General features: G+C 42.4%; 22 protein-coding genes. All 22 read right to left on the reverse strand.

Going from position 1 to position 25,293, the window contains the following annotated elements; all coding sequences use genetic code 11:
- Positions 1-76 precede the first annotated feature (76 nt).
- On the reverse strand, positions 77-577 hold the full coding sequence (gene cotE / locus BLL40_RS05640) for an outer spore coat protein CotE (RefSeq protein WP_073710947.1): 501 nt from the start codon (positions 575-577) through the stop codon (positions 77-79).
- A 155-nt stretch (positions 578-732) separates the two neighbouring features.
- Entirely contained in the window at positions 733-1,167 is a 435-nt protein-coding gene (locus BLL40_RS05645; RefSeq protein ID WP_073710948.1) for a YlbF/YmcA family competence regulator, read from the reverse strand.
- Between the two features lies 1 nt (position 1,168).
- On the reverse strand, positions 1,169-2,707 hold the full coding sequence (gene miaB / locus BLL40_RS05650) for a tRNA (N6-isopentenyl adenosine(37)-C2)-methylthiotransferase MiaB (RefSeq protein WP_073710949.1): 1,539 nt from the start codon (positions 2,705-2,707) through the stop codon (positions 1,169-1,171).
- Positions 2,708-2,833: 126 nt separating this feature from the next.
- Positions 2,834-3,700 (reverse strand): 2-oxoacid:ferredoxin oxidoreductase subunit beta, encoded by an 867-nt coding sequence (locus BLL40_RS05655; RefSeq protein WP_073710950.1) that lies wholly within the window; start codon positions 3,698-3,700, stop codon positions 2,834-2,836.
- A gap of 2 nt (positions 3,701-3,702) precedes the next feature.
- Positions 3,703-5,445: a 2-oxoacid:acceptor oxidoreductase subunit alpha gene (locus tag BLL40_RS05660; RefSeq protein WP_073710951.1), complete on the reverse strand. Its 1,743-nt coding sequence runs from the start codon at positions 5,443-5,445 to the stop codon at positions 3,703-3,705.
- A gap of 222 nt (positions 5,446-5,667) precedes the next feature.
- A complete protein-coding gene (locus BLL40_RS05665) occupies positions 5,668-5,928 on the reverse strand; it encodes a stage V sporulation protein S (RefSeq protein ID WP_018392416.1) in 261 nt (86 codons plus the stop codon).
- A 67-nt stretch (positions 5,929-5,995) separates the two neighbouring features.
- Positions 5,996-6,796, reverse strand: coding sequence for a TIGR00282 family metallophosphoesterase (locus tag BLL40_RS05670; RefSeq protein WP_073710952.1), 801 nt, complete (start codon positions 6,794-6,796; stop codon positions 5,996-5,998).
- A gap of 67 nt (positions 6,797-6,863) precedes the next feature.
- Positions 6,864-8,423 (reverse strand): ribonuclease Y, encoded by a 1,560-nt coding sequence (gene rny / locus BLL40_RS05675; protein ID WP_018392414.1) that lies wholly within the window; start codon positions 8,421-8,423, stop codon positions 6,864-6,866.
- A gap of 248 nt (positions 8,424-8,671) precedes the next feature.
- On the reverse strand, positions 8,672-9,739 hold the full coding sequence (recA, locus tag BLL40_RS05680) for a recombinase RecA (protein ID WP_073710953.1): 1,068 nt from the start codon (positions 9,737-9,739) through the stop codon (positions 8,672-8,674).
- Positions 9,740-10,413: 674 nt separating this feature from the next.
- Positions 10,414-11,706, reverse strand: coding sequence for an O-acetylhomoserine aminocarboxypropyltransferase/cysteine synthase family protein (locus BLL40_RS05690; protein ID WP_073710954.1), 1,293 nt, complete (start codon positions 11,704-11,706; stop codon positions 10,414-10,416).
- Positions 11,707-11,774: 68 nt separating this feature from the next.
- Complete coding sequence (locus BLL40_RS05695) at positions 11,775-13,019, reverse strand: competence/damage-inducible protein A (RefSeq protein ID WP_073710955.1); 1,245 nt, start codon at positions 13,017-13,019, stop codon at positions 11,775-11,777.
- Between the two features lie 60 nt (positions 13,020-13,079).
- A complete protein-coding gene (gene pgsA, locus BLL40_RS05700; RefSeq protein ID WP_073710956.1) occupies positions 13,080-13,658 on the reverse strand; it encodes a CDP-diacylglycerol--glycerol-3-phosphate 3-phosphatidyltransferase in 579 nt (192 codons plus the stop codon).
- Between the two features lie 25 nt (positions 13,659-13,683).
- Positions 13,684-14,544 carry a helix-turn-helix domain-containing protein gene (locus BLL40_RS05705; RefSeq protein ID WP_073710957.1) on the reverse strand — a complete coding sequence of 287 codons (861 nt, stop codon included), beginning with the start codon at positions 14,542-14,544 and terminating at the stop codon, positions 13,684-13,686.
- Positions 14,545-14,562: 18 nt separating this feature from the next.
- Positions 14,563-15,354 carry a YmfK family protein gene (locus BLL40_RS05710; RefSeq protein WP_073710958.1) on the reverse strand — a complete coding sequence of 264 codons (792 nt, stop codon included), beginning with the start codon at positions 15,352-15,354 and terminating at the stop codon, positions 14,563-14,565.
- 136 nt (positions 15,355-15,490) lie between these two features.
- Positions 15,491-15,736 (reverse strand): DUF3243 domain-containing protein, encoded by a 246-nt coding sequence (locus tag BLL40_RS05715; RefSeq protein WP_018392407.1) that lies wholly within the window; start codon positions 15,734-15,736, stop codon positions 15,491-15,493.
- A 59-nt stretch (positions 15,737-15,795) separates the two neighbouring features.
- Positions 15,796-16,518, reverse strand: a complete 723-nt coding sequence (gene ymfI / locus BLL40_RS05720) for an elongation factor P 5-aminopentanone reductase (protein WP_073710959.1) — start codon at positions 16,516-16,518, stop codon at positions 15,796-15,798.
- Positions 16,518-17,813, reverse strand: a complete 1,296-nt coding sequence (gene yfmH / locus BLL40_RS05725; protein WP_073710960.1) for an EF-P 5-aminopentanol modification-associated protein YfmH — start codon at positions 17,811-17,813, stop codon at positions 16,518-16,520. Before yfmH ends, ymfI begins: the two co-directional genes overlap by 1 nt.
- Entirely contained in the window at positions 17,813-19,090 is a 1,278-nt protein-coding gene (yfmF, locus tag BLL40_RS05730; RefSeq protein ID WP_073710961.1) for an EF-P 5-aminopentanol modification-associated protein YfmF, read from the reverse strand. Before yfmF ends, yfmH begins: the two co-directional genes overlap by 1 nt.
- A gap of 257 nt (positions 19,091-19,347) precedes the next feature.
- The gene (locus BLL40_RS05735; protein ID WP_073710962.1) at positions 19,348-20,073 is read right to left on the reverse strand and encodes a GntR family transcriptional regulator; all 726 of its coding nucleotides are present in this window, start codon (positions 20,071-20,073) and stop codon (positions 19,348-19,350) included.
- A 148-nt stretch (positions 20,074-20,221) separates the two neighbouring features.
- Entirely contained in the window at positions 20,222-22,486 is a 2,265-nt protein-coding gene (locus tag BLL40_RS05740; RefSeq protein WP_073710963.1) for a DNA translocase FtsK, read from the reverse strand.
- A 100-nt stretch (positions 22,487-22,586) separates the two neighbouring features.
- Entirely contained in the window at positions 22,587-24,254 is a 1,668-nt protein-coding gene (locus BLL40_RS05745) for a ribonuclease J (protein WP_073710964.1), read from the reverse strand.
- Positions 24,255-24,399: 145 nt separating this feature from the next.
- On the reverse strand, positions 24,400-25,266 hold the full coding sequence (dapA, locus tag BLL40_RS05750; RefSeq protein ID WP_073710965.1) for a 4-hydroxy-tetrahydrodipicolinate synthase: 867 nt from the start codon (positions 25,264-25,266) through the stop codon (positions 24,400-24,402).
- Positions 25,267-25,293: the final 27 nt, after the last annotated feature.

The following is a 25,293-nucleotide window of genomic DNA, read 5'->3' on the forward strand; positions in this document are numbered from 1 at the left end:
CCTCTCTGTCGCTCTTCTTCTGTTAGTATAACACACAGAAAAAAGCGGGAAAACAGTCTGTTCCCCGCAGCGCATTTTAATGGTGATGATGCTCTTCAGCCGTTTCCCGCTCGCAGTCCCACTCGTCTTCATAATCATGGACAGAGACTGTTATTTTTGTGTCGCCAGTTACTTCCACCGACAGTTCCCGTTCGGCCTGCACATTAATTTTCGTGCCGCAATCGCTAATAACCGCTTCCTGGCAGTTTGGCTGCTGAATGACTTTCACCCAGACATCGTCATCTCCATTGCAGTCATCATCACGATATGAAAGTTTGATCACATCTTTATAGTCCACTTTTTCCGTTACGACAGCTGTTTTCGTATGATTGTGATAAGAATACCAGACGTTGATCTCGTACGTGCCAAACACCTCTGTTTTGTGGCCGTTTTTCTTGGCCTTGTACTCATGGTTAATGATCCAGCAACCGAGAATGCCGGACGGCTTATTGGGCGGCAAAACAGCATGATGCGTCTGCGTGTACTTCCGGCCTTTAGCGACGACGGACTTCGTGATGATTTCGCGATATTGACTCAAGATGTGCGTCCCTCCCTTTGTTAGTCTCTGTATTGTATGCAGCATGTGTAAGTGTGGTGCCCATGAAAATTATTCGCATAGTAACCCGTTTCTGTTCGCCATTTTTTTCGCGCAAAAAATCCCGCCACGATGACCGCAGCGGGATATGCAGCTCTTTAGCAGCTGCCTGGTGTGCTATTTTGAACTTGTGCGCCGGTTTCGCCTCTAAGCAAATCGCCGCCCGTTTCTTCAAGTATATTGTCCGTTACTTTGTTTGAAATTGCTGTTGCAACCATTTGTAAAATTTCATTTACATCTGTTTGAGATTGCTTGAACTGCTGAACTATGGGCATTTCATCTAGTTCTGTTTCAATTTTTTCGATTTTTTCTTCAACCATTTTTAAAGCGGATTCTTTGCCGTAATGCTGGAAGTTTACCGCTTGTTTTTGCAAGCTTTTTAAGCTTGCCATTTTTTCGCGCAGCTTTTGATTTTCATGAATTTTCGCTTCTGCCTGCTTAAAAAATTCCACTTCTTCCGTTGCTGAAATCATGTCTGCAATTTCTGTTGCTTTTGCAATAATATCATCTTTTGTATAGATTGCTCTTTCCATATTAATTCACCCCGGCCATTTTTTGAGTTTCTATTATTTCTCCATCAAGCGACCACGTTTTTGCTTCCGTAATTTTCACCGGAATAATTTTGCCAATCGCTGACTTTGGTGCTTTTACATTAACAAGCTTGCTTTTCGATGTGTAGCCCGCTAAAACATCCGGGTTCTTTTTGCTTTCGCCTTCGATTAATACATCAACAATTTGCCCTTCGTATTTCTTCATTGATTCACCGGCAAGCTCATTAACAAGTGCATTTAAACGTTGAAGACGTGCTTTTTTTACTTCCATCGGTACATTGTCAACCATCTTCGCTGCCGGTGTTCCTTCACGCGGCGAATAAATGTATGTGTAGGCAAGTTCAAAGCCGACTTCACGGTAAAGTGACATCGTTTCTTCAAATTGCTCATCCGTTTCATTCGGATAACCAACGATAATGTCCGTTGTCAGCGTCACATTTGGGATCGCTGCTTTAATTTTACGTACGAGTTCAAGATAGTCTTCACGCGTATATTTACGCGCCATAATTTTTAACACGTCCGTTGAACCTGATTGGACTGGCAAATGAATGTGATCCATTAAATTGCCGCCTTTTGCCAATACCTCAATTAACCGATCATCGAAATCACGCGGATGGCTTGTCATAAAGCGAACGCGCGGAATGCCGATATGACGAATCTCATCCATTAATTCTCCGAGACCGTACTTTATATCGTCAAGATCTTTTCCGTACGCATTGACATTTTGACCAAGCAGTGTCACTTCTTGATACCCTTGCGCAGCGAGATGGCGCACTTCCTGAATAATTTCCTCTGGACGGCGGCTTCGCTCTTTCCCACGCGTATATGGAACGATACAATACGTACAAAACTTATCGCATCCGTACATAATGTTTACCCACGCTTTAATGTTGCCGCGGCGCACTTTCGGCAAATTTTCAATCACATCGCCTTCCTTTGACCATACTTCAACGACCATTTCCTTCGATAAATATGCTTCATTTAAAATTTCCGGTAAACGGTGTATATTATGCGTACCGAAAATCATATCGACGTGATGATACGATTTTAAAATTTTATTGACGACAGATTCTTCCTGTGACATGCAGCCGCAGACGCCGAGTAATAGATTGGGGTTGTCTCGTTTTAACTGTTTTAAAAAACCGAGTTCTCCAAATACTTTATTTTCTGCGTTTTCGCGAATCGCGCACGTATTCAATAAAATGACGTCTGCTTCTTCCGGGGTATGAACGGCCGTATAACCAAGCGCCATGAAAATGCCTGCCATCACTTCTGTATCATGTTCATTCATTTGGCATCCGTATGTACGAATGTAAAATTTTCTTTCTTTGCCCATTCCTTGAAACCGTTCATCAATTTTAAAGTCATGATGATAGGTAACTTCCTCTTTACCACGCTTTTTTGCCTCTTTCAACGAAGGCGGTGTATAAACGGTTTCAAAGTACTGGCTGTAATCCTTGTCGGATTTTTTGTCCGATGGATTAATCGCCTGTTGTCCGTCTTTTCTTTGTTCTTCGTTCATCGTAAATCCCCTTTCCGATCTTGCTAAACTATCGTACACATTCCTTTAGTATATAACGTAAAAACAATGGGCTCAAGCAAACAGATGAAAAAGACACAGAGAATTGAATTCTCTGTGTCAAAAAAATTAAATAAACTCTTTGACAAGCTGATCAAATGTGGCTTCATCCATTTTCAAATCTGCATGTGCCAGCGGCTCTTCCGAGTAGCCATCAATGAGCTGTTGGTAAGAAGGACGTTCTTTATCTTGATAAATGATGCCTGTAACTAAGTCGTTATGTTGCATTAATGTATTCATGGCGCCTTCACGACTCGATGGATCATAGCCTTCAATATCCGCGAGCTTCGTTAAGTTTTCTTTGAACCAGTCGTATGTGTTCACTTTGTTGTATGTCACACATGGACTGAAGACATTAATCAAGGAGAAGCCTTTATGATTAAGACCCGCTTCGATGATTGCTGTTAAGTCTTTCAAGTCCGTCGAGAAACTTTGTGCGACAAATGTTGCTCCTGTTGTGACAGCTAACTGCATAGGTGAGAGCGTCTGCTCGATGGAACCTTGCGGAGTGGATTTTGTTTTGAATCCAGCCGCTGAACGCGGAGACGTCTGCCCTTTCGTTAATCCATAAATCTGGTTGTCCATGACGATGTACGTCAAGTCGATGTTACGGCGCATCGCATGAATCGTGTGACCCATACCGATCGCAAAGCCATCACCGTCACCGCCAGATGCAATAACCGTTAAGTCTTTGTTTGCCATTTTAACACCTTGTGCAATCGGAAGCGAACGGCCATGAATTCCGTGAAGACCGTATGAGTTAATGTAACCGGAAATACGGCCGGAACAGCCGATACCGGAGATGACAGCTAAGTTTTCCGGTGTTAAACCGGCGTTCGCTGCAGCGCGCTGAATCGCTGCCTGCACCGAGAAGTCGCCACAGCCCGGGCACCAGTTTGGTTTTACATTATTGCGGAATTCTTTAAATGTCGCCATGATTAGATCAACTCCTTGCTGCTATCAACAATATGATGCGGCTGGAATGGATTGCCGTCATATTTCAAAATGCTTTTAATTTTTTGCGGGTAGCCAGCATTCATTTTAATGATGCTTGCCAGTTGGCCCGTTGCATTGTTTTCCACAACGGCAACATGTTTCGCTGATTCGATTAATGGCAAAATTTCGTCCGTCGGAAATGGATGAACGAGACGCACACGCGCATGATTCACTTTCACGCCATCTGCTTCTAAACGCACCATCGCTTCTTCAATCGCGCCGCCTGTTGAGTTAAAGCCGATTAACAGAAGATCTGCTTCTTCGTGTTTCACATTTTTCTCGATCGGATTTGGGAACGTCTTATGCAGGTTATTCAATTTGCGCATACGCTTGTCCATTTGCGCTTTCCGGTTCGCCGGTGATTCAGATGGTTTACCTGTCTCATCATGCTCAACCCCAGTTACGTGATGGATGCCGTTTTCAACACCTGGAATGACACGCGGCGACACACCGTCTTCTGTTACTTCATAACGTTTGAAGTATGCTTTGTTTTCAGCTTCTGGCAGACCGTCTGTGACAAGTTTACCACGGCGGATGTCAATTTTGTTGTAATCAAGCTTGTCCACCGTATGTTTACCAAGTGAAAGCTGCAAGTCAGATAATATAATAACCGGCACTTGATATTCTTCAGCAATATTAAAGGCTTCAATTGTATCATAGAACCCTTCTTCTGCTGTACCTGGCGCGATCACGACTTTTGGAATTTCACCGTGTGTGCCGTAAACCATCGCCATTAAATCGGACTGTTCCTGTTTTGTTGGAAGACCGGTCGATGGTCCGCCACGCTGTGTATCAATGACAACAAGTGGTGTTTCTGTCATGCCGGATAAGCCAATAGCTTCCATCATAAGGGACAAACCAGGTCCCGCCGACGCCGTAAATGAGCGGATCCCGCCATAGTTCGCGCCGATCGCCATTGTCACTGCCGCAATTTCATCTTCCGTTTGAATAACCGTACCACCAACTTTTGGCAATTTTTTGATTAAATACTCCATAATTTCAGAAGCGGGTGTAATTGGATAAGCTGGCATGAGGCGGACACCTGCTGCAAGCGCACCAAGTGCAATTGCGTCGTTGCCAATCATAAACATACGTTTATTTCCGTCTGCTGGAGGGAGTTCAAGTGCGCTTGACTGTCCATCCATTTTTGCCTTCATATAGTCATAGCCCTGTTGAATGGCCTCCATATTTTTTTGAACGACCTTTTCCCCTTTACGGCCGAAGATTTCTTCAACAACGTCAAGAAATACCGATACATCAAGGTTGATGATCGAGCACGTTGCACCGATCGCGACCATGTTTTTCATGAGTGACGTGCCAAGTTCTGTCGCGATTTCTGTAAATGGAACCGCATAAAACGCCGCTTCTGTATCCTCTGGTTTCATTGGATTAAATTTTGCATCGGCAATGATAATCCCGTCTTGATGAAGTTCTTGATAATTAACATCGATTGTTTCTTGGTCAAATGCTACAAGAATATCAAGGTCATCCGCGATCGCACTTACTTTTGTTGTACCGACGCGAATTTTGTTGTTCGTATGTCCGCCTTTAATACGGGATGAAAAATGGCGGTATCCGTACAGATAGTAGCCGAGGCGGTTCAGAGCCGTGGAGAAAATTTCCCCTGTGCTTTCAATCCCCTCACCTTGCTGTCCTCCTACTTTCCATGAAAGTTGTTCTGGCATTGTTCGTTTACACTCCTTTAATCATGTCGGATCATTCGATTTACTTCTTTTAGTCTATCATTTTTTAAGCAATTCACTATTGGAATCTTTTATGATATGAAATCACTTATGACAAAACATACCAAGTCAATCGGAATAACACATTGTTTATATTCTACTCTTTTCATTTGATAAAATCAAACATTTTTTCACAAAAAAATCCCGGTCGATTGACCGGAATTTTTAGCGGGATTGAATAATTAATTTCATGGCTGTCCTCGCTTCACCAGCAATCATTATACTTGTAAATGCAGGTATACAAATTAAATCAATTCCACCCGGTGCAACGAATCCACGGGCAATCGCAACAGCTTTAACCGCCTGATTGAGCGCGCCGGCACCAACGGCTTGAATTTCAGCATTTCCTCTTTCACGCATGACGCCAGCAAGCGCACCAGCGACTGAATTCGGGTTTGATTTTGATGATACTTTCAAGACATCCATTCGTTTATCCCCTTTCAAAAACCTCGATTCGTCTTTCATATATATTCAAATGAGGCGGGGCTATGAATTAATAATCGCTGAATGGATGGTCTTCGTTAATTAAAATACGCCGGATCGATTTGGCGAGACCTGTTTTCCGGTCGACTTGTATGATGCAGCCTGATAACTGCGTGCGACCTTCTTTCGGTACTTCAAAGCGAGCCGGAAGTGCATTTTGGAATTTTTTAATAATCGCTTCTTTCTCCATACCGAGAATGCCGTCATAAGGACCTGTCATGCCAGCGTCTGTTAAATAGGCTGTACCCCCTGGCAACACTCGATTATCTGCTGTCTGTACATGTGTATGCGTTCCAACAACCGCTGTAACCCGCCCATCTAAAAACCACCCCATCGCCTGTTTCTCACTCGTCGTTTCCGCATGAAAATCAACGAAAATAAATGGCGTGCGTCTCCTTGCTTCCTCAACAAGTTCATCTGCCTTTTTAAACGGGCAGTCGAGATCACTCATAAAGACACGTCCTTGGAGGTTAATCACAGCCACTTCAAATTCACCTGCTGGCACGTAAGCAATCCCTTTTCCAGGCACTCCTTCCGGGAAGTTAGCTGGTCGAATGAGCCATTTTGTTCCGTCAATAAATTCAAAAATATCACGATTGTCCCACGTATGATTGCCCAGTGTGATAACATTCGCCCCGTCATTCATAAATGTTTTGTAAATTTTTTCAGTAATGCCACGCCCGCCTGCTGCATTTTCACCGTTTATAATCGTCATCGATGGCCGGTATTTTTGTTTTAATTTTGGTAAATACTCGCTTACCATATCCCTTCCGGGTGAACCGACAATATCGCCGATAAATAATAGTTCCATAATTACCGCCCTCTTTCTCATTTTATAACAAAAAGAAAGCGATGTGACTAGCTCACACCGCTTTCGCTTATTTTGCGTATTCTACAGCCCTTGTTTCACGGATGACTGTTACCTTAATGTGACCAGGATAGTCCAGTTCACCTTCAATGCGTTTCCGAATATCACGTGCAAGTCGATGCGCTTGTAAGTCATCAATTTGTTCCGGTTTTACCATGATTCGTACTTCACGGCCAGCTTGAATAGCAAAGGATTTCTCAACACCATCATATGATTCAGAGATTTCTTCTAACTTCTCTAAACGGCGAATATAGTTTTCAAGTGTTTCACTTCGTGCTCCAGGACGGGCAGCTGACAGCGCATCTGCTGCGGCAACAAGAACAGCAATGACGGATGTCGGTTCTGTATCACCATGGTGAGAAGCAATACTGTTGATGACGACCGGATGCTCTTTATATTTTTGACCGAGCTCGACACCGATTTCAACATGGCTTCCTTCCACTTCGTGATCAACTGCTTTTCCGATATCATGAAGTAACCCTGCACGGCGGGCCAGCGTTTCATCTTCACCTAGTTCAGCTGCAAGAAGGCCAGATAAATACGCAACTTCGACGGAATGTTTCAGCACGTTTTGACCATAGCTTGTCCGGTATTTTAAACGGCCAAGAATTTTGATCAAATCTGGATGAAGTCCATGAACACCGACTTCAAATGTCGTTTGTTCACCAATTTCGCGAATATGCTCATCCACTTCACGTCTTGCTTTATCAACCATTTCTTCAATACGTGCTGGATGAATACGTCCGTCCTGCACTAACTTTTCAAGTGCAATGCGGGCCGTTTCACGGCGGATTGGATCAAAGCCAGACAGAATGACTGCTTCCGGTGTATCATCGATAATTAAATCAATACCTGTCAGCGTTTCAAGTGTACGGATGTTGCGTCCCTCACGCCCGATAATGCGGCCTTTCATTTCATCATTTGGCAATGTCACAACCGATACAGTCGTTTCAGCGACGTGATCGGCCGCACAACGCTGAATGGCAAGTGATAAGACTTCACGTGCTTTCTTGTCTGATTCTTCCTTCGCACGATGCTCATTTTCTTTTACCATGATGGCAATATCGTGAGACAATTCTTGTTCCGTTCTTTCTAAAATGATGGAGCGCGCTTCATCTCGGGTCAGAGCAGAAATTCGCTCAAGTTCAGACTGCTGCTTTTTCACCATCTCATCCACTTTGCTGTCCATCTCTTCAATATGTTGTTGTCTAGTGTTTAACGCTACCTCTTTAAGTTCGAGCGTTTCTTCTCGCTTATTTAGAGAATCATCCTTTCGATCAAGGTTTTCTTCTTTTTGAAGGAGGCGGTTTTCCTGTTTTTGCAATTCATTTCTTCTCTCACGGATTTCAAGTTCTGTTTCCGTACGCAGTTTATGAATTTCATCTTTTGCCTCGAGCAATGCTTCTTTTTTCGAAGCTTCCGCTTCACGTTTCGCGTCATCCACAATTTGATCCGCGGCTGTTTTCGCGCCTGCGATTTTTGATTCGGCAATGGATTTTCGTACAAAATAGCCAACAACGACACCAATGATAAGGCCAAGCAAAATGGAGATGATTGTAATGGGTTCCATCATTTCACCTCCCCTTGCTATAGATGATTGTCATGTTTTTAACATGTCGGCTGCTGTTACAAATTTAAATGGAACAAACAGCGCTACATTTACATTTCCATTTTCAAGATAAAAAATGTCAAATATATATTTTCAATTTTATCGGTGTGAAAATTCATTGTCAAGGTTTTCTCAAGGAATGACACCGATTATATAGGCAATGAGATGGTTTTAAATAAAAAACAGGAGGTAGCCCTCCTGTTTAAAATTTATTCTTCTTCAAAAAGCAAGGGATCTTGAAGCGGTATATCTTGATCATTTCCATCCTCTACCGGCTGCGCAGAGATTTGATCTAGTCCATAGCGCTCACGGATTTTCATCATAATTTCATGGCGCAGTTCTGGATTTTCTTTCAAAAATTGCTTCGCGTTTTCACGGCCCTGTCCAAGACGCTCTTCATTGTACGAGTACCAGGCACCACTTTTTTGAATTATATCTTCATCGGAACCAAGATCAATAATTTCACCTTCACGCGAAATGCCTTCTCCGTACATAATATCCACTTCCGCTACACGGAATGGAGGTGCCACCTTATTTTTAACAATTTTAATTTTCGTTTTATTTCCCACGATATCATTGCCCTGTTTCAATGCTTCGGCACGTCTTACTTCGAGACGTACAGAGCTATAAAATTTGAGCGCACGGCCGCCCGGTGTTACTTCTGGATTTCCGAACATGATCCCGACCTTTTCACGAATCTGGTTAATAAAAATAGCAATTGTATTTGATTTATTGATAGCGCCGGACAGCTTACGGAGTGCCTGCGACATGAGACGGGCTTGTAAACCTACGTGGGAGTCACCCATTTCGCCTTCAATTTCCGCTTTTGGCACAAGTGCCGCAACAGAGTCAATAACAATAATATCAACGGCACCGCTTCGTACGAGTGCTTCCGCAATTTCAAGCGCCTGCTCACCAGTATCCGGCTGTGATAAAAGTAATTCGTCAATATTAACGCCAAGCTTTTGGGCATAGACGGGATCAAGCGCATGCTCTGCGTCAATAAAAGCGGCCTGTCCGCCTTTTGCCTGGACTTCTGCAATCGCGTGAAGAGCGACCGTTGTTTTACCTGAGCTTTCAGGTCCATAAATTTCCACTATGCGTCCGCGAGGATATCCTCCTACTCCAAGTGCCGCATCAAGTGCTAGAGAACCACTTGGCATTGTTGATATGCGACGCTCTGCCTGCTCTCCAAGTTTCATGATAGAACCTTTACCGAATTGTTTTTCAATTTGTTTTAGCGCCATATCTAAGGCAGCTTGGCGGTCATTCGTCATAAAATTCCTCCTCGTAAATCTCTTAATCTATAGTGGGAACAGCTGTTTTTTTGGTTGTGTAATAACCTGTCATAACTATACCGTATTTAAAAGTGAATTACAAGCAAAAAACGAACATTTATTCGTTTGTTTCCACCTGCTTTCAATTAGGGATGAGATGTCACGATGAGTAGAGATTCTGAGAAGAAGCAGAAGAGTAATAGAAGGGTTTTCTTAAAGCACACCCAGGGACGACGGACTTTGATCTTTTTCCGACAGAACACTCCTTCCTCAAGGAACGTGAAGGGTGTAGCCCAGTGAGTAGGTGGGAGAGGAATGTCGGTTGGCGATAGCCAAAATATTTGCTATCATGTGCTTGTACAGATGGCTCTTTGAAAACTGAAGATATAAGGTTGTTGTAGGGAATTCGTCTACAACGTAAAATCTTCAACGTTCTATCGTCCCACGCTCACCGAAGTGGCGAAAACCAAGCGAAAGTAGGGAGCGTGGCGAGTCAACGTACAAGTAACTTCTAACCGTAGGGACTACGGAGTGAGCCTGCTAAGATAACGGGTGGATACACTCGTGTTCGCAGGAATCCCCCACTTCAAGCGTTAGCTAAGTGGGGGTAGTTCAAAGTGTAACATAACATCTACAAAAAAAGCGCGCCCAGACGTGATGGCGCGCCGATCAAATTATGAGTTAATTCCCGTTCCTTTTTCAATTGCTTGTTTTAAGTCTGCAATTAAGTCTTTAGGCGATTCAAGTCCGATAGATAGACGAATCAATTCTTCTGTTACACCTGACTTTTTCATCTCTTCCGCACTAAGCTGCTGGTGCGTCGTCGATGCCGGATGAATGATCAATGACTTGCCATCCCCTACATTCGCCACATGCGACCATAATTCAACCGAATCAATCGCTTTTTTACCAGCATCCCGGCCGCCTTTAATCCCGAATATGACAATCGAACCAAACGTGCCATTTAAATACTTTTGTGCCAGTTCATGAGATGGATGATCACCTAATGATGGATGAGAAACCCATTCAACACCCGGATGACCTTTTAAGAATGCAATGATTTCCTGCGTATTTTCATGATGACGCTGAATACGAAGATGCAATGTTTCCAGCCCTTGCAAAAGCAAAAAGGCACTGTTTGCACTAAGTGCTGGACCGAAGTCGCGCAACAACTGAACCCGCAGCTTTACTGCAAATGCTGGACCTTCAATATCTGCATACTTTAACCCATTATACGACTCATCAGGTGTTGTAAATCCTGGGAACTTATCCGTATTCCAGTTAAACGTCCCGCTGTCGACCACAATACCGCCAATGACCGTTCCATGGCCGCTAATCCATTTCGTCGCCGAGTGAACGACAATGTCTGCGCCCCATTTAATCGGCTGAGAACCGTATGGAGAAGCAAATGTGTTGTCTACAATTAATGGGATTCCATTTTCATGAGCGATTTCTGCTGTTTTTTCGACATCCAGTACATTCAACGATGGATTACCAATAATTTCAGCGAAAACAGCTTTTGTTTTCGGTGTAATCGCCTTACTGATATTTTCCGGATCAGTTAAATCAACAAACTTGACCTGAATTCCATACTTTGGTAACGTATTGGCAAATAAATTGTATGTACCACCGTAAAGGTTTACATCTGCCACAATTTCATCTCCTGCATGAGCTATGTTCATAATTGCAAATGAAATCGCTGCCATGCCAGATGACAATGCTACAGCTGCCGCACCGCCTTCGAGAAGTGCAACCCGTTTTTCAAACACATCAACCGTCGGGTTCGTAATGCGTGTATATATATTGCCAGCCTGTTCAAGTGCAAATAATGCACGTGCATGATCCGTGTCTTGAAAAACATAGGATGTCGTTTCATAAATCGGTACAGCACGAGCTCCTGTTACCGGATCCGGGTATTGTCCACCATGCAATAAATTCGTTTCAGGCTGCCACTGTTCTCTCGTCATCTATCGTTCCTCCTCTTTTTCAATCTCTATAAGTATACCGATTCTTCAAGTTCGCCGTCAATTCGTTATCAAAATATTTCATCAAATGCCTGAAGCAAATAATGACAACCGTATTTCACTGTGCGTTTTCGAACACTCTCACGGCTTCCCGCCATTTTTAACGGATGAACAATTGTTTCGTGTCCTTCTACTGCAATGGCCAAAAAAACAGTTCCCGGTTCATGCCCTTCGAGTACACCAGGTCCTGCAACACCAGTAAAACTAATGCCTATGTCCGATCCGCATAAGTTTCGTACATTTTCGGCAAGTTCTTTAGCGCATTTACTACTGACCGCACCGTATTTCGATAACGTCTCACTTTTCACGCCAAGAACTTGTTTTTTCAATTCATTTGTATAACAGACAATGCCGCCTTTAATATGAGCACTCATGCCTGGAATAGCGGTCAATTCTCCCAGGAACAATCCACCTGTTAAACTTTCAGCAGCCGCAATGGTTAACTTTTTTTCTTTCAATTGATCTGCTAGTTCCGCTGCAATGGTGGTTTCATCATATCCATAAAAGTATTGTCCAACCCTTCCTAAAATTTCATCTTCGGCCTGCTGTATCATCCGAAATGCTTCGGCCGATGATTCATGTTTAGCAGTGATGCGGAGTGTTACTTCACCATCCCCAGCAAGCGGTGCAATCGTCGGGTTTGTTTGTTTCATTAAAATATCGTCAATGTCCGATTCAAGTGTTGATTCACCAATGCCAAAAAAGCGCAGTACACGCGATTCAATCCGCTCTACTTTTTCTATGACATTTAAAATCTCAGGCCGTCCATAGTTTAAAAACATCGGTTGCATTTCGCGCGGTGGTCCCGGGAGCAGTACGTAATATTTCCCATCGGCTTTTGCAAACATACCTGGGGCCATGCCATTGTCATTTTTCAACACTGTACTCTCTTTAATGACGAGCGCCTGCTTTTTATTGTTTTCCGTCATCACACGGCCTGTTTTGTCAAAATAGGTTTGAATACTGACAAGCGCCTCTTCGTTATATTCGAGTGTGGTACCAAGCATCCTGGCGATCGTCTCTTTTGTTAAATCATCTTTTGTTGGACCGAGACCTCCGGAGAAAATAATTAAGTCCGCACGGGATTGTGCTAGTTTTACCGCTTCTTTAAGCCGCTCTTCATTATCACCAACAACCGTGTGATAGTATATATTGACACCTATTTCAGCAAGGTGCTGCGAAAGAAAGCGTGCATTCGTATTTGTAATTTGTCCTAACAATAATTCAGATCCCACTGCAATAATTTCCGCATTCATATGTATTCGCTCCTAAGTTTGAAAAAGGTACCTGTGGAGTTTTCCAAAGGCACCTATCTATTATTTCGAGTTTTTAAACACAGCTTTATTTAATTTAAAATAATCCCAGCCAGACCACATCGTAAAGAAAAGGGCGATCCAAAGCATAATGTTTCCAAATGGAATCCCTATGCTCTCAAATGGTGCATTGTGAAGCAATAAAACGGCAATCGCCACAATTTGCGTCCACGTTTTAATTTTACCGAGGGTATTCGCTGCGACGACTTCACCTGTTCCTGCCAAAATAAGCCTTAGACCAGTCACCGCAAACTCACGGCTGATGATCGCAATAACGATCCACGACGAGGCAAAATTCAATTCTACTAAAATAATAAGTGCCGCTGAAACAAGCAATTTATCAGCGAGCGGGTCTAAAAACTTCCCAAAATTGGTGATGAGATTGTATTTCCTTGCAATATAGCCGTCAATCCAATCTGTCGTTGATGCAACAATGAATAAAAGCGCTCCGACTAAATGTTCAATCGGCATGTCCGTTCCCAATACGTTAACTACTCCCCATCCGAAGTCAACGACCATAATGAGAATGAATACTGGAATCATGAGAATGCGTGAGATAGTAATTTTATTCGGTAAATTCAAAACAGTTCCCTCCAAGAAACGACCGTTATTGTGCTTTTAAGCGAATGACGATATCTTGCCGTACTTGATCTGCTGCTGGCAGCTTATATACAAGTGCTTCGCCGTTCACCGTAATAACGGTATCAGGTGCAAATCCAACAACGATATGTGCTTCTGTCTGTCCCGTTAAGTTATGGGTTTGAGTCTGTCCGTTTGCAAGCATACCGCTATAATATTTTTTACCGCTGCCATCTGCCAGCTCAATCCACGTTTCGCCCTTTGATGATACGGCTACCTCAAACGACTCGGCTCCAGCCAATTCATATGCTGTTTTTCTTCCGCTCGTTGAGACAGCAGACAGTGTTTGAACAGGTGCTGGCGGTTCTTCTACTACGGGGTTTTCTACAGGAGACTCCTCAACAACAGGCTTCTCTGTTTCTACTGACGGATCTTCCTGAACTTGTACTTCTTGATCAACAGTTGGTTCACTTTCCGAACCGCCTTTCGGGATAATCATCCAGACGAGGAAGACACCGCCAATAATAATTGCTGTCACTAAAATTTTCGGTAAATACTCTAACAATTTTGATGAACCACGAACTCGTTTCGACGTATCGACACTTGTTGTTTGTCCAGAAGCAGTCGGACGAAGCGGCACTTCATCTTCTTTAGAAGACGGTATTTCACCTTTAAATTCTTCAAACAGTTCATCTGCGTTTAGGCCGATCGCTTCTGCATATTGCTTAATAAATGCACGCACGTAAAATTTGCCTGGCATGATATCATAATTTCCTTCTTCAATGCCAGCGAGATACCGTTTTTGAATCTTTGTTAATTCTTGAACATCTAACAGCGACATTCCTTTTGACTCCCGCTCTTCCTTTAATTTCTTCCCTAATTCTGTCACCCGTAACACCTTCCAATATTAAAAGTTAAAACCACCAAAGTTCGAATCCTGAAACAGGTTGTTTTTTTCTACTGCTTCATACGTAATTTCTTCATCCGGTTCATTCCGAAGCTCAATAATATAGTCAAAATCATCGAGTGAATAATCACTGTTTGCAGCGAATACGTCCGGGTGCTCAACTACTTTTACTGCTGAAAGCTGCATGACTTCCCTGACGAGCTGCCAATGTTTTTCACCAGCCCGTTTTGCGGAAATAACACCATCTAGAATAAAAATGTTGTTTGAATTGTATTCATCACGCAAAAGTTGTTCGCGTACCGTTTGCTTAATCATTGTAGAAGACATGAATAACCATTTTTTGTTTGCACAAACACTCGCTGCCACAATCGATTCCGTTTTTCCGACGCGTGGCATCCCACGAATTCCGATTAGCCGGTGCCCTTCCATTTTATACAATTCTGCCATAAAGTCGACGAGAAGTCCAAGCTCACTGCGAATAAAACGAAACGTTTTACGGTCGTCTTCATCACGCTCGATATATCTTCCATGACGCACAGCCATCCGATCGCGCAATTTTGGCTCTCGCAGCTTGATAATGTCAATTGTATCCATTGTCATTAAAATCGACTCGAGCCGCTTAATCTGGTCTTCACTTTCCGCCCGCATTAATAGCCCACGGCTTTTGTCATCGACGCCGTTGATGGTAACGATATTAATTGACAGCATACCGAGCAAAGAAGAAATATCACCAAGCAGGCCTGGGCGGTTCTTTTTTATTCTATATTCAAGATACCACTCTTTTTTCACCATCGAATTCCTCCAGTGGGCATACTCCTGATATTTTGCATCTGTTTACTATAATAAATGATATTATGTATTTTTAAAAGCAGAAGTGAAAAGAAAACCCTCCTTGAGCGGGTATACTCAAGAAGGGTTTGAAAAATGGTTATTTTTGAACGAGCTTCATCATGCATCTGGCCAATGCTTTTTGTTCATTTTCATCGGCAACCGACCATAAATCCGACAGTACACGTTCCTGTTCATTTTTTGGATCTACATTCGAATGTAGATAATCACCAACTTCAAGTGCAAGCTTGTTAATTACTTCTTCTGGAATACCTTTAACCACTGCATTATCCATTTTATTTCCTAAAAACCGCTTCCAATCCTGCCAATTATCAAGTACAGACATATTAAGAAAGCCTCCTTTAAAAGTGGAATCATTCGTAGTATGTTCTGAACGTTTTAAAATTATGCGTACCAACCGCCGTTCACTGACAACGTGTGGCCGGTAATATAACTAGCAGCAGGTGACAGCAAGAACGCAGCCACCCCGGCAATTTCTTCCGGCTCTGCAAAACGGCCAAGCGGAATAGCCAAAGCAATTTCTTCCTGTTCATCTATCGAAAATCCGCTATTCATTGCCGTCTGTACGGCGCCTGGTGCAATCGAGTTCACACGTACACCGGAAGGACCAAGTTCCTTCGCCAATGCTTTTGCAAAAGCAATCTGAGCTCCTTTTACAGCTGAATAAACAGTTTCACAAGAAGCACCCGTTTCGCCCCAAATAGACGAAATAAACGTAATGGATGCGTTATTTTGGTGAATTAAAGTTGGAATCAGTGCACGTGAGATCATCATCGGTGCTTTCAGATGAACACGCCACAGTTCGTCCATCTCCTCGTCTGTTACATCTTGGAGCATGCCATATTGACTCATCCCGGCCGCGAATAAAACAGCTGTCACGTCAGAAGTAGCTGTAACAAGCGATTCAACCTCTTCACGCTTCGTTAAATCCGCCTGAATGACAACTGCTTCGCCTTCGTTTTCACGAATCTGGGCGGCAAGATAATCAGCTGACTTTTCATTTCGGCTGAAGTGAATGTATACACCCCATCCATCTTCCGCTAGTTTAAGCGCAATAGCCGAACCGATGCCGCCCGAGGCACCGGTAATCAATGCTTTTTTTTGCATTAGGCTGTTTCTTTTGGCAAAATAAAGCAAGATGAGAAGCTTTCTTCTTGAATCATCTTTTCTGCCAGGCCTATAACATCTTCTATCGCCATTGTTTCAAGCACAGGCACTGTTTCAAATAAATTTAACCCGTTAAATTGATACCGTGTAAATTGATTGGCAATATATTCTGGTGAATTAAAGGCCCGCAGCTGCGCTCCAATTTTTTTCTTGCGTGCTCTATTGAATGATTCGTCCGTAATATTTTTCCCGTCTTTTGCTTCAAGCAATTGTGCTTTAATACGTTCCGCCAATTTTTCCGGCTCATCTGTATCACCGCCGACAAGTGCAAAGCTAAATCCACGTTCGCCTGTATAATCGAATCCGAACGTATCATCAATGAGCCCTTCACTGTAAGATTTTTCGTAAAATGCAGCACTTTTGCCAAACAAAATTTCAAGCAGCAGCCCTGCCGCCAACTCTTCTTTTAACTTCTCTGTTCCTGTTTTAAGGGAAGCTGGCATCTTCAATCCAACTTCACATTTTGGCGTGTTTACACTCATATGGATGGCACGATGCTTTTCAGCAGATTGCGCCGGCTCATTCGGAAAACGGCGCTCGACTGACTTCGGTTCAGCAAATGTTTTACCCGACTGATTTTGGCGTACAAGACTCATCATTTCATCTGGATCAACCGGCCCAACGATAAAAAGAGACATATTCGCTGGATGATAAAATGTTTCGTAACATGTATATAAATAATCTTTCGTAATGTCTGCAATCGATTCAACCGTACCCGCAATATCAATTTTTACTGGATGGTGTTTGTATAAATTTTCGATCAAACCGAAATAGACACGCCAATCGGGATTGTCGTCATACATCCGAATTTCCTGTCCTATGATTCCTTTTTCTTTTTCCACTGTTTGCTCCGTAAAATAAGGTGCCTGCACAAAATCAAGCAACGTCTCGGTATTTTCTTTTATGTTTGACGTTGCAGAAAATAAGTAAGCTGTCCGTGTAAAAGACGTGAATGCATTGGCCGATGCCCCTTGGCTGCTAAACTTCTGGAACACATCGCCATCTTCTTTTTCAAACATTTTATGCTCAAGAAAATGAGCGATGCCGTCTGGTACGTGCAAAAAGTCTGTTTCTCCTTCTGGTATGAAATCGTTATCAATTGATCCGTAATTTGTCGTAAACGTTACATATGTTTTATTAAAACCTGCTTTTGGCAAAATATACGCGTTCAAGCCATTTTCCATCTGTTCATGATAAACCGTTTCATTCATTTGATCAAAATTTGTTTTCTTCATCATGCTTCCTCCTTACCTGACAAAAAGTACACTGTATCGACAACAACTGTTTTCGCCACCGCAGATACCTCTTCTTTCGTGACTGCGTCAATCTCCTCAATCCATTTACCAATCGGACGATCAACGCCAGCTGCGATATTGTTATACAGCACTTCCACCATGCCACGTGCTGTATCCGCTGATTCCTGCAGCTGGTTTTTTAACAGTGCTTTCGTCTGATCCATTTCTAAATCTGAAATATGCCCATTTTTGACTTCATCCAACTGCTCGTTCATAATTTGCACCGTTTTATCATAATTTTTTTGATCAATACCAGCCAGCATCATTAAAAAACCTTTATGACTGTCGAAACGGCTTGCTGCATAATACGCTAGACTCTCTTTTTCGCGCACGTTCATAAACAATTTTGAATGTGCAAATCCGCCAAATACACCATTAAACACTTGCATCGCCGTAAATTGTGGATCGGCATACGTAATGCTCGTCCGGCAGCCGATATTTAATTTACCTTGATTAATATCCTGTGTTTCATGAATGACACGTACCTCTTCTGTTTTGTGAGAATGGTGATTTTCTTTTAAGATCGCTTTTCGTTTTTTAAATGGCAAATGTGACTCAATCTTTGCAGCCGCATCCGCAGCCTTCACATTACCGATCACAAAAATATCGATCATATCTTCCGCCAATGTTTTCTTATAATAATCATAGAGTGACACGGCTGTAATCGGCTCCACTTCTTTTAAAAGGCCGCCTGCCGGCAATGCATACGAATCTCCTTTATACATTTCTTCCACAAGTTTCATTGACGCATAACGCGTTTTATCATCATAAATGGAGCGAATACGCTGCTGTAAGCTTCTTTTTTCTTGTTTCATCGTCTGTTCAGAGAAAGCACTTTCTTGTAAGTATGGACGAAATAACACATCAGACATAATTGTAAGCGCTTGATCAAACAAATTACTTTCCCCATGCAAAAACTTTTCATTTGCTACATCAATCGTAAATGTCAAGACATGTTCATTGCCTCTTTTTGCGGAATCAGCAAAAAAATGAGCACCATACAATTCATCAAGTACTGAACGGAAAGCTGTCGCTGATGGTGCATTTTCCGTTCCCGACTGCAAGACGTGCGGCAAAAGAGCGCGCATCGTAATCTTATCCTGCTCAAGAGGTGCTCTCATTTTAACGATAACTGTATTCGTTTTATATTTTTCTGTTTCAATCACATGGACGTTACATCCAGATTGATTAAACGATTGCTCACGTGTTTCTTCCATTATATTTCCTCCCCTAATCGAACTTCTACATAGCTTTTACTAGTATATCTTCACTATACAGGAGCATTCATAAAATGAAAAAGAATTTGATGCGACTAAACGCATGATTAAAAACATTTTATCCATACAAAGAACATTTAAAACGCAAAAAACGCGTCCACCACAATGGGACACGCTTTCTTTTACTATACCAGCGTCCAGAATACATGAATCCGGAACGGTAAAACTTTATGCAACTGCTAAGAAAGCCATCGTTCTTACATCCGTCTGCGTAAAACGTGGAAACTAAACTTGTCTGCACGAAAAAAGTTGACCGAATATAAAACAGGCAGTTCACTTTCCGTATAATGCAGCTGCTCCAGTGCAAGCATCGCCGTTTCAGGTTCACATTGTAAAATCGGTGATATTTTTTCATGCCAGCCGAATGGCTTAATATTCGTAACCGCATGAGTAATTGGACCCGTTTCCTGTTCGTCAAATAGTGTAAATAGAGATTCATGACCCGCGTCAAAATGTCTTGGAAAAAGATCGATAGGTATTTTGTCAATACAATAAACAACCGGTTCACCATTGGCTGTTCTTACTCGTTCAATCACCATTAATTCCTTATCTGCCGGACATAAAAAGCGGTGGGCATCCTCTTCAGTTGCCTGCTGTACGTTAGATGAAAGAAAAATAGTGCCTGGTTCCATCCTGGCGTTAACAATCATATCTGTCACGCTATTTAACTGTTCAATCCCAGACATAAAAAGCGGTTTTGAATGAACAAATGTGCCAACACCGTGGCGCCTAATAATGACACTTTCTTCTTCAAGTATACGAAGTGCTTCACGAAGCGTGGCCCGGCTTACACCAAGCTGTTTAGCCAACTCAAATTCAGAAGGAAGCTTTTCTTTTTCTTTATAAATACCTTTTTCAATATCCTTTTTTAATCGGTCAATTACTTGTAAATATAAAGGCCGGTTATCCTGTTTAATGGACACGGGTTTTCACCACCTTTTCTTTCAGACATCAGACCTCTGAAGTTTAACATTTACGTTAATTTACCCATAATATATCATTTCTTTCCCTACTTGAAAAGACAATATTCGTCATAAAACTGCTTGCTTCTTGTAAATGAAACTGTTCTTTTCAGACCATTTCATCAGAAGGTTTTGGAATAAGCACAGTACGCGGCTTACTTCCTTCATAAGGACCTATAATACCGCGCATTTCCATTTCATCAATTAAACGTGCTGCCCGGCTATAGCCGATCCGGAAACGGCGCTGCAGCATCGAAACAGACGCTGTCTGCATTTCAGATATGAGCTGTACCGCATCGTCGTATAACTCATCTTCTGATTGAGTCATCGTTTCTGGGATGTCCTCGGGAATCATTTCCTCTTGGTACTGCGCTTTTTGCTGGGAAATAACAAAGTCAACAATATCTTCTACTTCTTCATCCGATAAAAAGGCACCTTGCACGCGGACCGGTTTCACGGCACCTGTTGGATAAAACAGCATATCGCCGCGGCCAAGCAGCTTCTCTGCCCCACCCATATCAAGAATCGTTCGCGAATCGATGGCTGATGATACTGAAAAAGCAATACGTGATGGAATGTTTGCTTTAATGATTCCCGTAATAACGTCTACAGATGGACGCTGCGTCGCGATAATGAGATGAATACCAGCAGCACGTGCCATTTGGGCAAGCCGGATAATTGAATCTTCCACATCATTTGATGCTACCATCATTAAATCTGCGAGCTCATCAACAATGACCACAATATACGGCAAATGCGGCTGTTTTTCACCAGTTTCTATATTATGTTTTGCCACATGTCCATTGTAGCCTTCAATGTTACGTGTACCTGTATGGGAAAATAAATCATACCGTCGTTCCATCTCTCCAACTACTTTTTTCAATGCTTGAGACGCTTTTTTTGGATCAGTTACAACAGGTGCCAATAGATGCGGCACACCATTATACACGTTTAATTCCACCATCTTAGGGTCAATCATCATCATTTTGACTTCATGTGGTTTTGCGCGCATTAAAATACTTGTAATAATGCCGTTAATGCATACACTTTTCCCACTTCCAGTCGCACCTGCCACGAGTAAATGCGGCATTTTATTCAATTCCGCTCCGATTGCTTCACCTGTAATATCACGACCGAGTGCCACGTGCAATTTCGAGTCAGGTTTTTCATTTTGTTTTGCCTCAATGACTTCCCGGAAACTGACCATGGCGACTTCGGCATTTGGTACTTCAATGCCGATCGCAGATTTCCCTGGAATCGGCGCTTCCATCCTGATATCTTTTGCGGCAAGTGCCAGCGCCAAGTCGTCTGTTAAACTGACAATTTTGCTCACTTTCACACCTGTATCGGGATGCACTTCGTATTTTGTAACCGCCGGACCAAGATGCACCTGTGTTACTTTTGCTTTGACGCCAAAACTTTGAAATGTTTTTTCCAACTTTTGGGCATTTTTTTGAATGCGTTTTTTTTCATTACTCTGGTCTACTTGCTGAGGCTGTTTCAAAATCGAAGCCGGCGGTAATTTATATTCTTTGTTTTCTTCTTCTGTAAATGATAATACAGATTCTTCCAGTTCATTTTCCTGTACGGACTTTTGAGAAGCAGACAGCTCACCATTATACGCTTTTTCAACAAAGCTAGAAATGACCGGCTCCGGCTCGCTTACAGCTGCATGGAAATCCGTTTCAGACTGATTGATTTCTTTTGAGGCCTCCGATTCTATATAGAAACGGCTTTTCTCTTCTCTTCTTTCGTCCATGCGTTCATGCGATCCTTGCCACAACTGCTTCAGTTTTTCACCAAATAATACAACACTATGCGATATTTTTTGGATAAGCGGTTTGCCTCCAATCATCAAAACACCAGAAAGGAAAAGCAATAAGGCAAAAACCCATGTCCCTGGACGGCCAAACAAAAAGTAAAATAAGGTAAACAGTGTACCGCCAATCATACCGCCGCCAATATCGGCTGCTTCATTATACATAATGCTCTCTTTATACAAAAGCCATGTTTCAGCTATATAATTTGTTTCGTCTATTGGAGTGTCAAACAAGCGTATATGCAGAAAAACGAGAACACTTGCGATGATCAATAAAACGCCGGAAATGCTTCGTTTCCACAAAGGAGGACGCTGCCGTTTGACCATCATGTAAAGCGCCATTGCAGCAAGACCTATTAATCCCATTATATAAAGACTGCCAAAGAAAAAAGAAGCGGCTTGTGTAACAATTTTGCCTATTATTCCTGTGCCAACGATTCCAACCATGCAGATTGCGAATATAAACGCACCCGCTCCTTGAAGCTTTAATGATTGCACTCTTTCTTTTTCTTTATTTGTCCGGCGTACCGGTTTTTTTCGTTTCTTTTGTGCCATTTCAATCACCCTTATTTTTGTTCTTTAAATAATCGAAAGCAGCCAAATATGGGCTGCTTTCCAATTATATCATATTTAATTAAAACGAACATACGAGCGATTAGACTTCCATGATAATCGGCAGAATCATTGGACGCCGCTTCGTTTTTTCATGTAAGAATGAATTTAATTGATCGCGAATGTCCTGTTTAATACCAGACCATTCAAACGACTCACCGGCCAAATTTTTTTCAACAATATTCGTCACAAGCTTCACAGACTCATCAATTAATTTTTCTGATTCACGAACGTATATAAATCCGCGTGAAATAATTTCCGGACCGGCGACAATTTTTTTCTGCTTTTTACTCAATGTAATGACAACAGTGAAAATTCCATCCTGAGAAAGTAATTTTCTGTCTCGAAGAACAATATTGCCGACGTCACCAACACCGATCCCGTCAATAAGAACATTACCGGCTGTTACTCTTCCAGCTGGACGCATCTTGCCCTCTTTAAATTCAATGACGTCACCCTTTTCAGGGATATAAATATTTTCACGCGGCACACCGGTCATTTCCGCCAATTTAGCATGTGATTTTAACATGCGGTATTCACCCTGAATCGGTATGAAATATTTTGGCTGCATTAAGTTCAACATAAATTTCAAATCTTCCTGTGAGCCATGGCCAGATACGTGAACACGACGATTGCCTGTTAATACATTTGCGCCTGCACGGTACAGTAAGTTTACTGTTTTTGCCAAAAGAATTTCAAGGCCAGCAGACGGCGTTGCAGTAATGATGACCATATCGCCTTCTTTAATTTTCACATGACGGTTTGTCCCTTTGGCCATTTTTTGCAGAGCTTCAATTGGTTCACCCTGTACACCTGTCGCAAGAATAACAACTTGGTGATCTGGATATTTGCTAATTTCATTTAAATTAATTAAGATGTCGTCTTCAACCTGCAGATAGCCAAGCCGAACCGCAATGTCATTCACACGCTGAATACTTTTGCCGCTGACCGCCACTTTACGACCATGTTCATAAGCTGTATCAAATACTTGTTGCATGCGAATTAAGTTTGATGCAAACAACGAAACGATAATACGCCCGCTTGCCGAATGAAACGCATCAGACAACTGCGCCGCAACTACTGCTTCTGAAGTCGTATTCCCCGGACGCTCTGCTTCTGTTGAGTCAGATAATAGGGCAAACACACCATTTTTGCCGAGTGTCGCCATTTTACCGATATCCGGTGCGTAATGGCCTTTCGCACTCTGGTCAAATTTAAATTCACCTGTATGAACAATCGCCCCTTCAGATGTATGAATGGCCACACCGACTGAATCCGGAATGCTGTGCGTCGTGCGGAAAAATGTGACTTCGGCATGATCAAAACGAAGGCGTGATTCAGAATGTACCGTATAGAACTTTACATCTTCTTTTACATTTTCTTCACGAAGACGCATTTTTGCAAGCGCTAGTGTCAATTTCGTCCCATATACAGGCGCTTTCACTTTTTTCAATACATATCCGAGTGATCCAAGCGAATCTTCATGTCCATGTGTTAAAAAGATTCCTTTAACCCGCTCTTTATTTTCTTCTAAATACGTAATGTCAGGAATAACGATATCAATCCCGAGCATTTCATTTTCTGGAAACATGAGCCCTGAATCAATCACAAAAATATCGCGATCTACTTCCACAACCGTCATGTTTTTACCGATCTCTCCAACTCCGCCGAGTGGAATAACTTTAATTAATTCATTTGTTTTCTTGCTCACTATTAGTTCCTCCTAAACATTTAACAAACCCGATCTACACGTTACGTCTATTATAATCGATGAAGAAAAGTAAAGCCAATACAATCTATATACAAAAGGAAAAGCCGGCTTCCGCAGAATGATTCTGCAAAAACCGGCCCACCTTTTAAAGCAATGTCGATAATGCTGTCCGCTCTTCTTCTGTCAGTGGAATGAGCGGCAAGCGAACGCCTCCGACATCCAGTCCTTTTAACTGTAATGCAGTCTTAACCGGCACCGGATTTGGTGCGGCAAACAATCCACGGAAAAGAGGAAGAAGCGCTTGATGTATTTTAGCAGCTGTTTGGACGTCTCCTGCATAAAACGCATTGATCATTTTCTTCATTTCATTCCCCGCTACGTGCGACGCCACTGAAACGATACCTGCACCCCCGACAGACAAAACAGGAAGTGTCAAGCCATCATCACCACTGTAGACTAGAAAATCATCTGCTGTATCCGCAATAATTTCCGTAATAATATCGATACTGCCGCTTGCTTCTTTTGTCGCTACAATATTTGGTACTTCATTAGCAAGACGGATTGTTGTTTTCGGTTCGATTAAAATCGATGAGCGTCCTGGAATATTATAGATCATAACCGGGAGATTTGTCGATTCAGCAATGGTTTTAAAATGCTGAAAAAGTCCTTCTTGATTCGGTTTATTGTAATATGGAGCAACGAGCATAATGGCGTCGACGCCTTCTGCTTCCGCTTTTTTTGTTAATTCAATGGATGTCTTCGTATTGTTGCTGCCTGTACCGGCAATAACCGGAATACGCCCGGCCGCTACTTTTACCGTATGACGGAAAAGTGCGATTTTTTCTTCTGCTGTAAGCGTCGGTGATTCACCAGTCGTTCCTGCTACAACGAGCGAGTCCGTTCCATTTTGAATTAAATATTCAATCAGTTGGGTTGTTTTATTGAAATCAATGTTTCCTTTTGAATCAAACGGCGTAACGATCGCCGTTGACAACCGGCCGAAAGTAACCATATGCATTCGCCTCCTGTATTCCTGGCC

Origin of the sequence: Domibacillus mangrovi, from assembly GCF_001906925.1 — a bacterium.
GTDB classification, from domain to species: Bacteria; Bacillota; Bacilli; order Bacillales; family Domibacillaceae; genus Domibacillus; species Domibacillus mangrovi.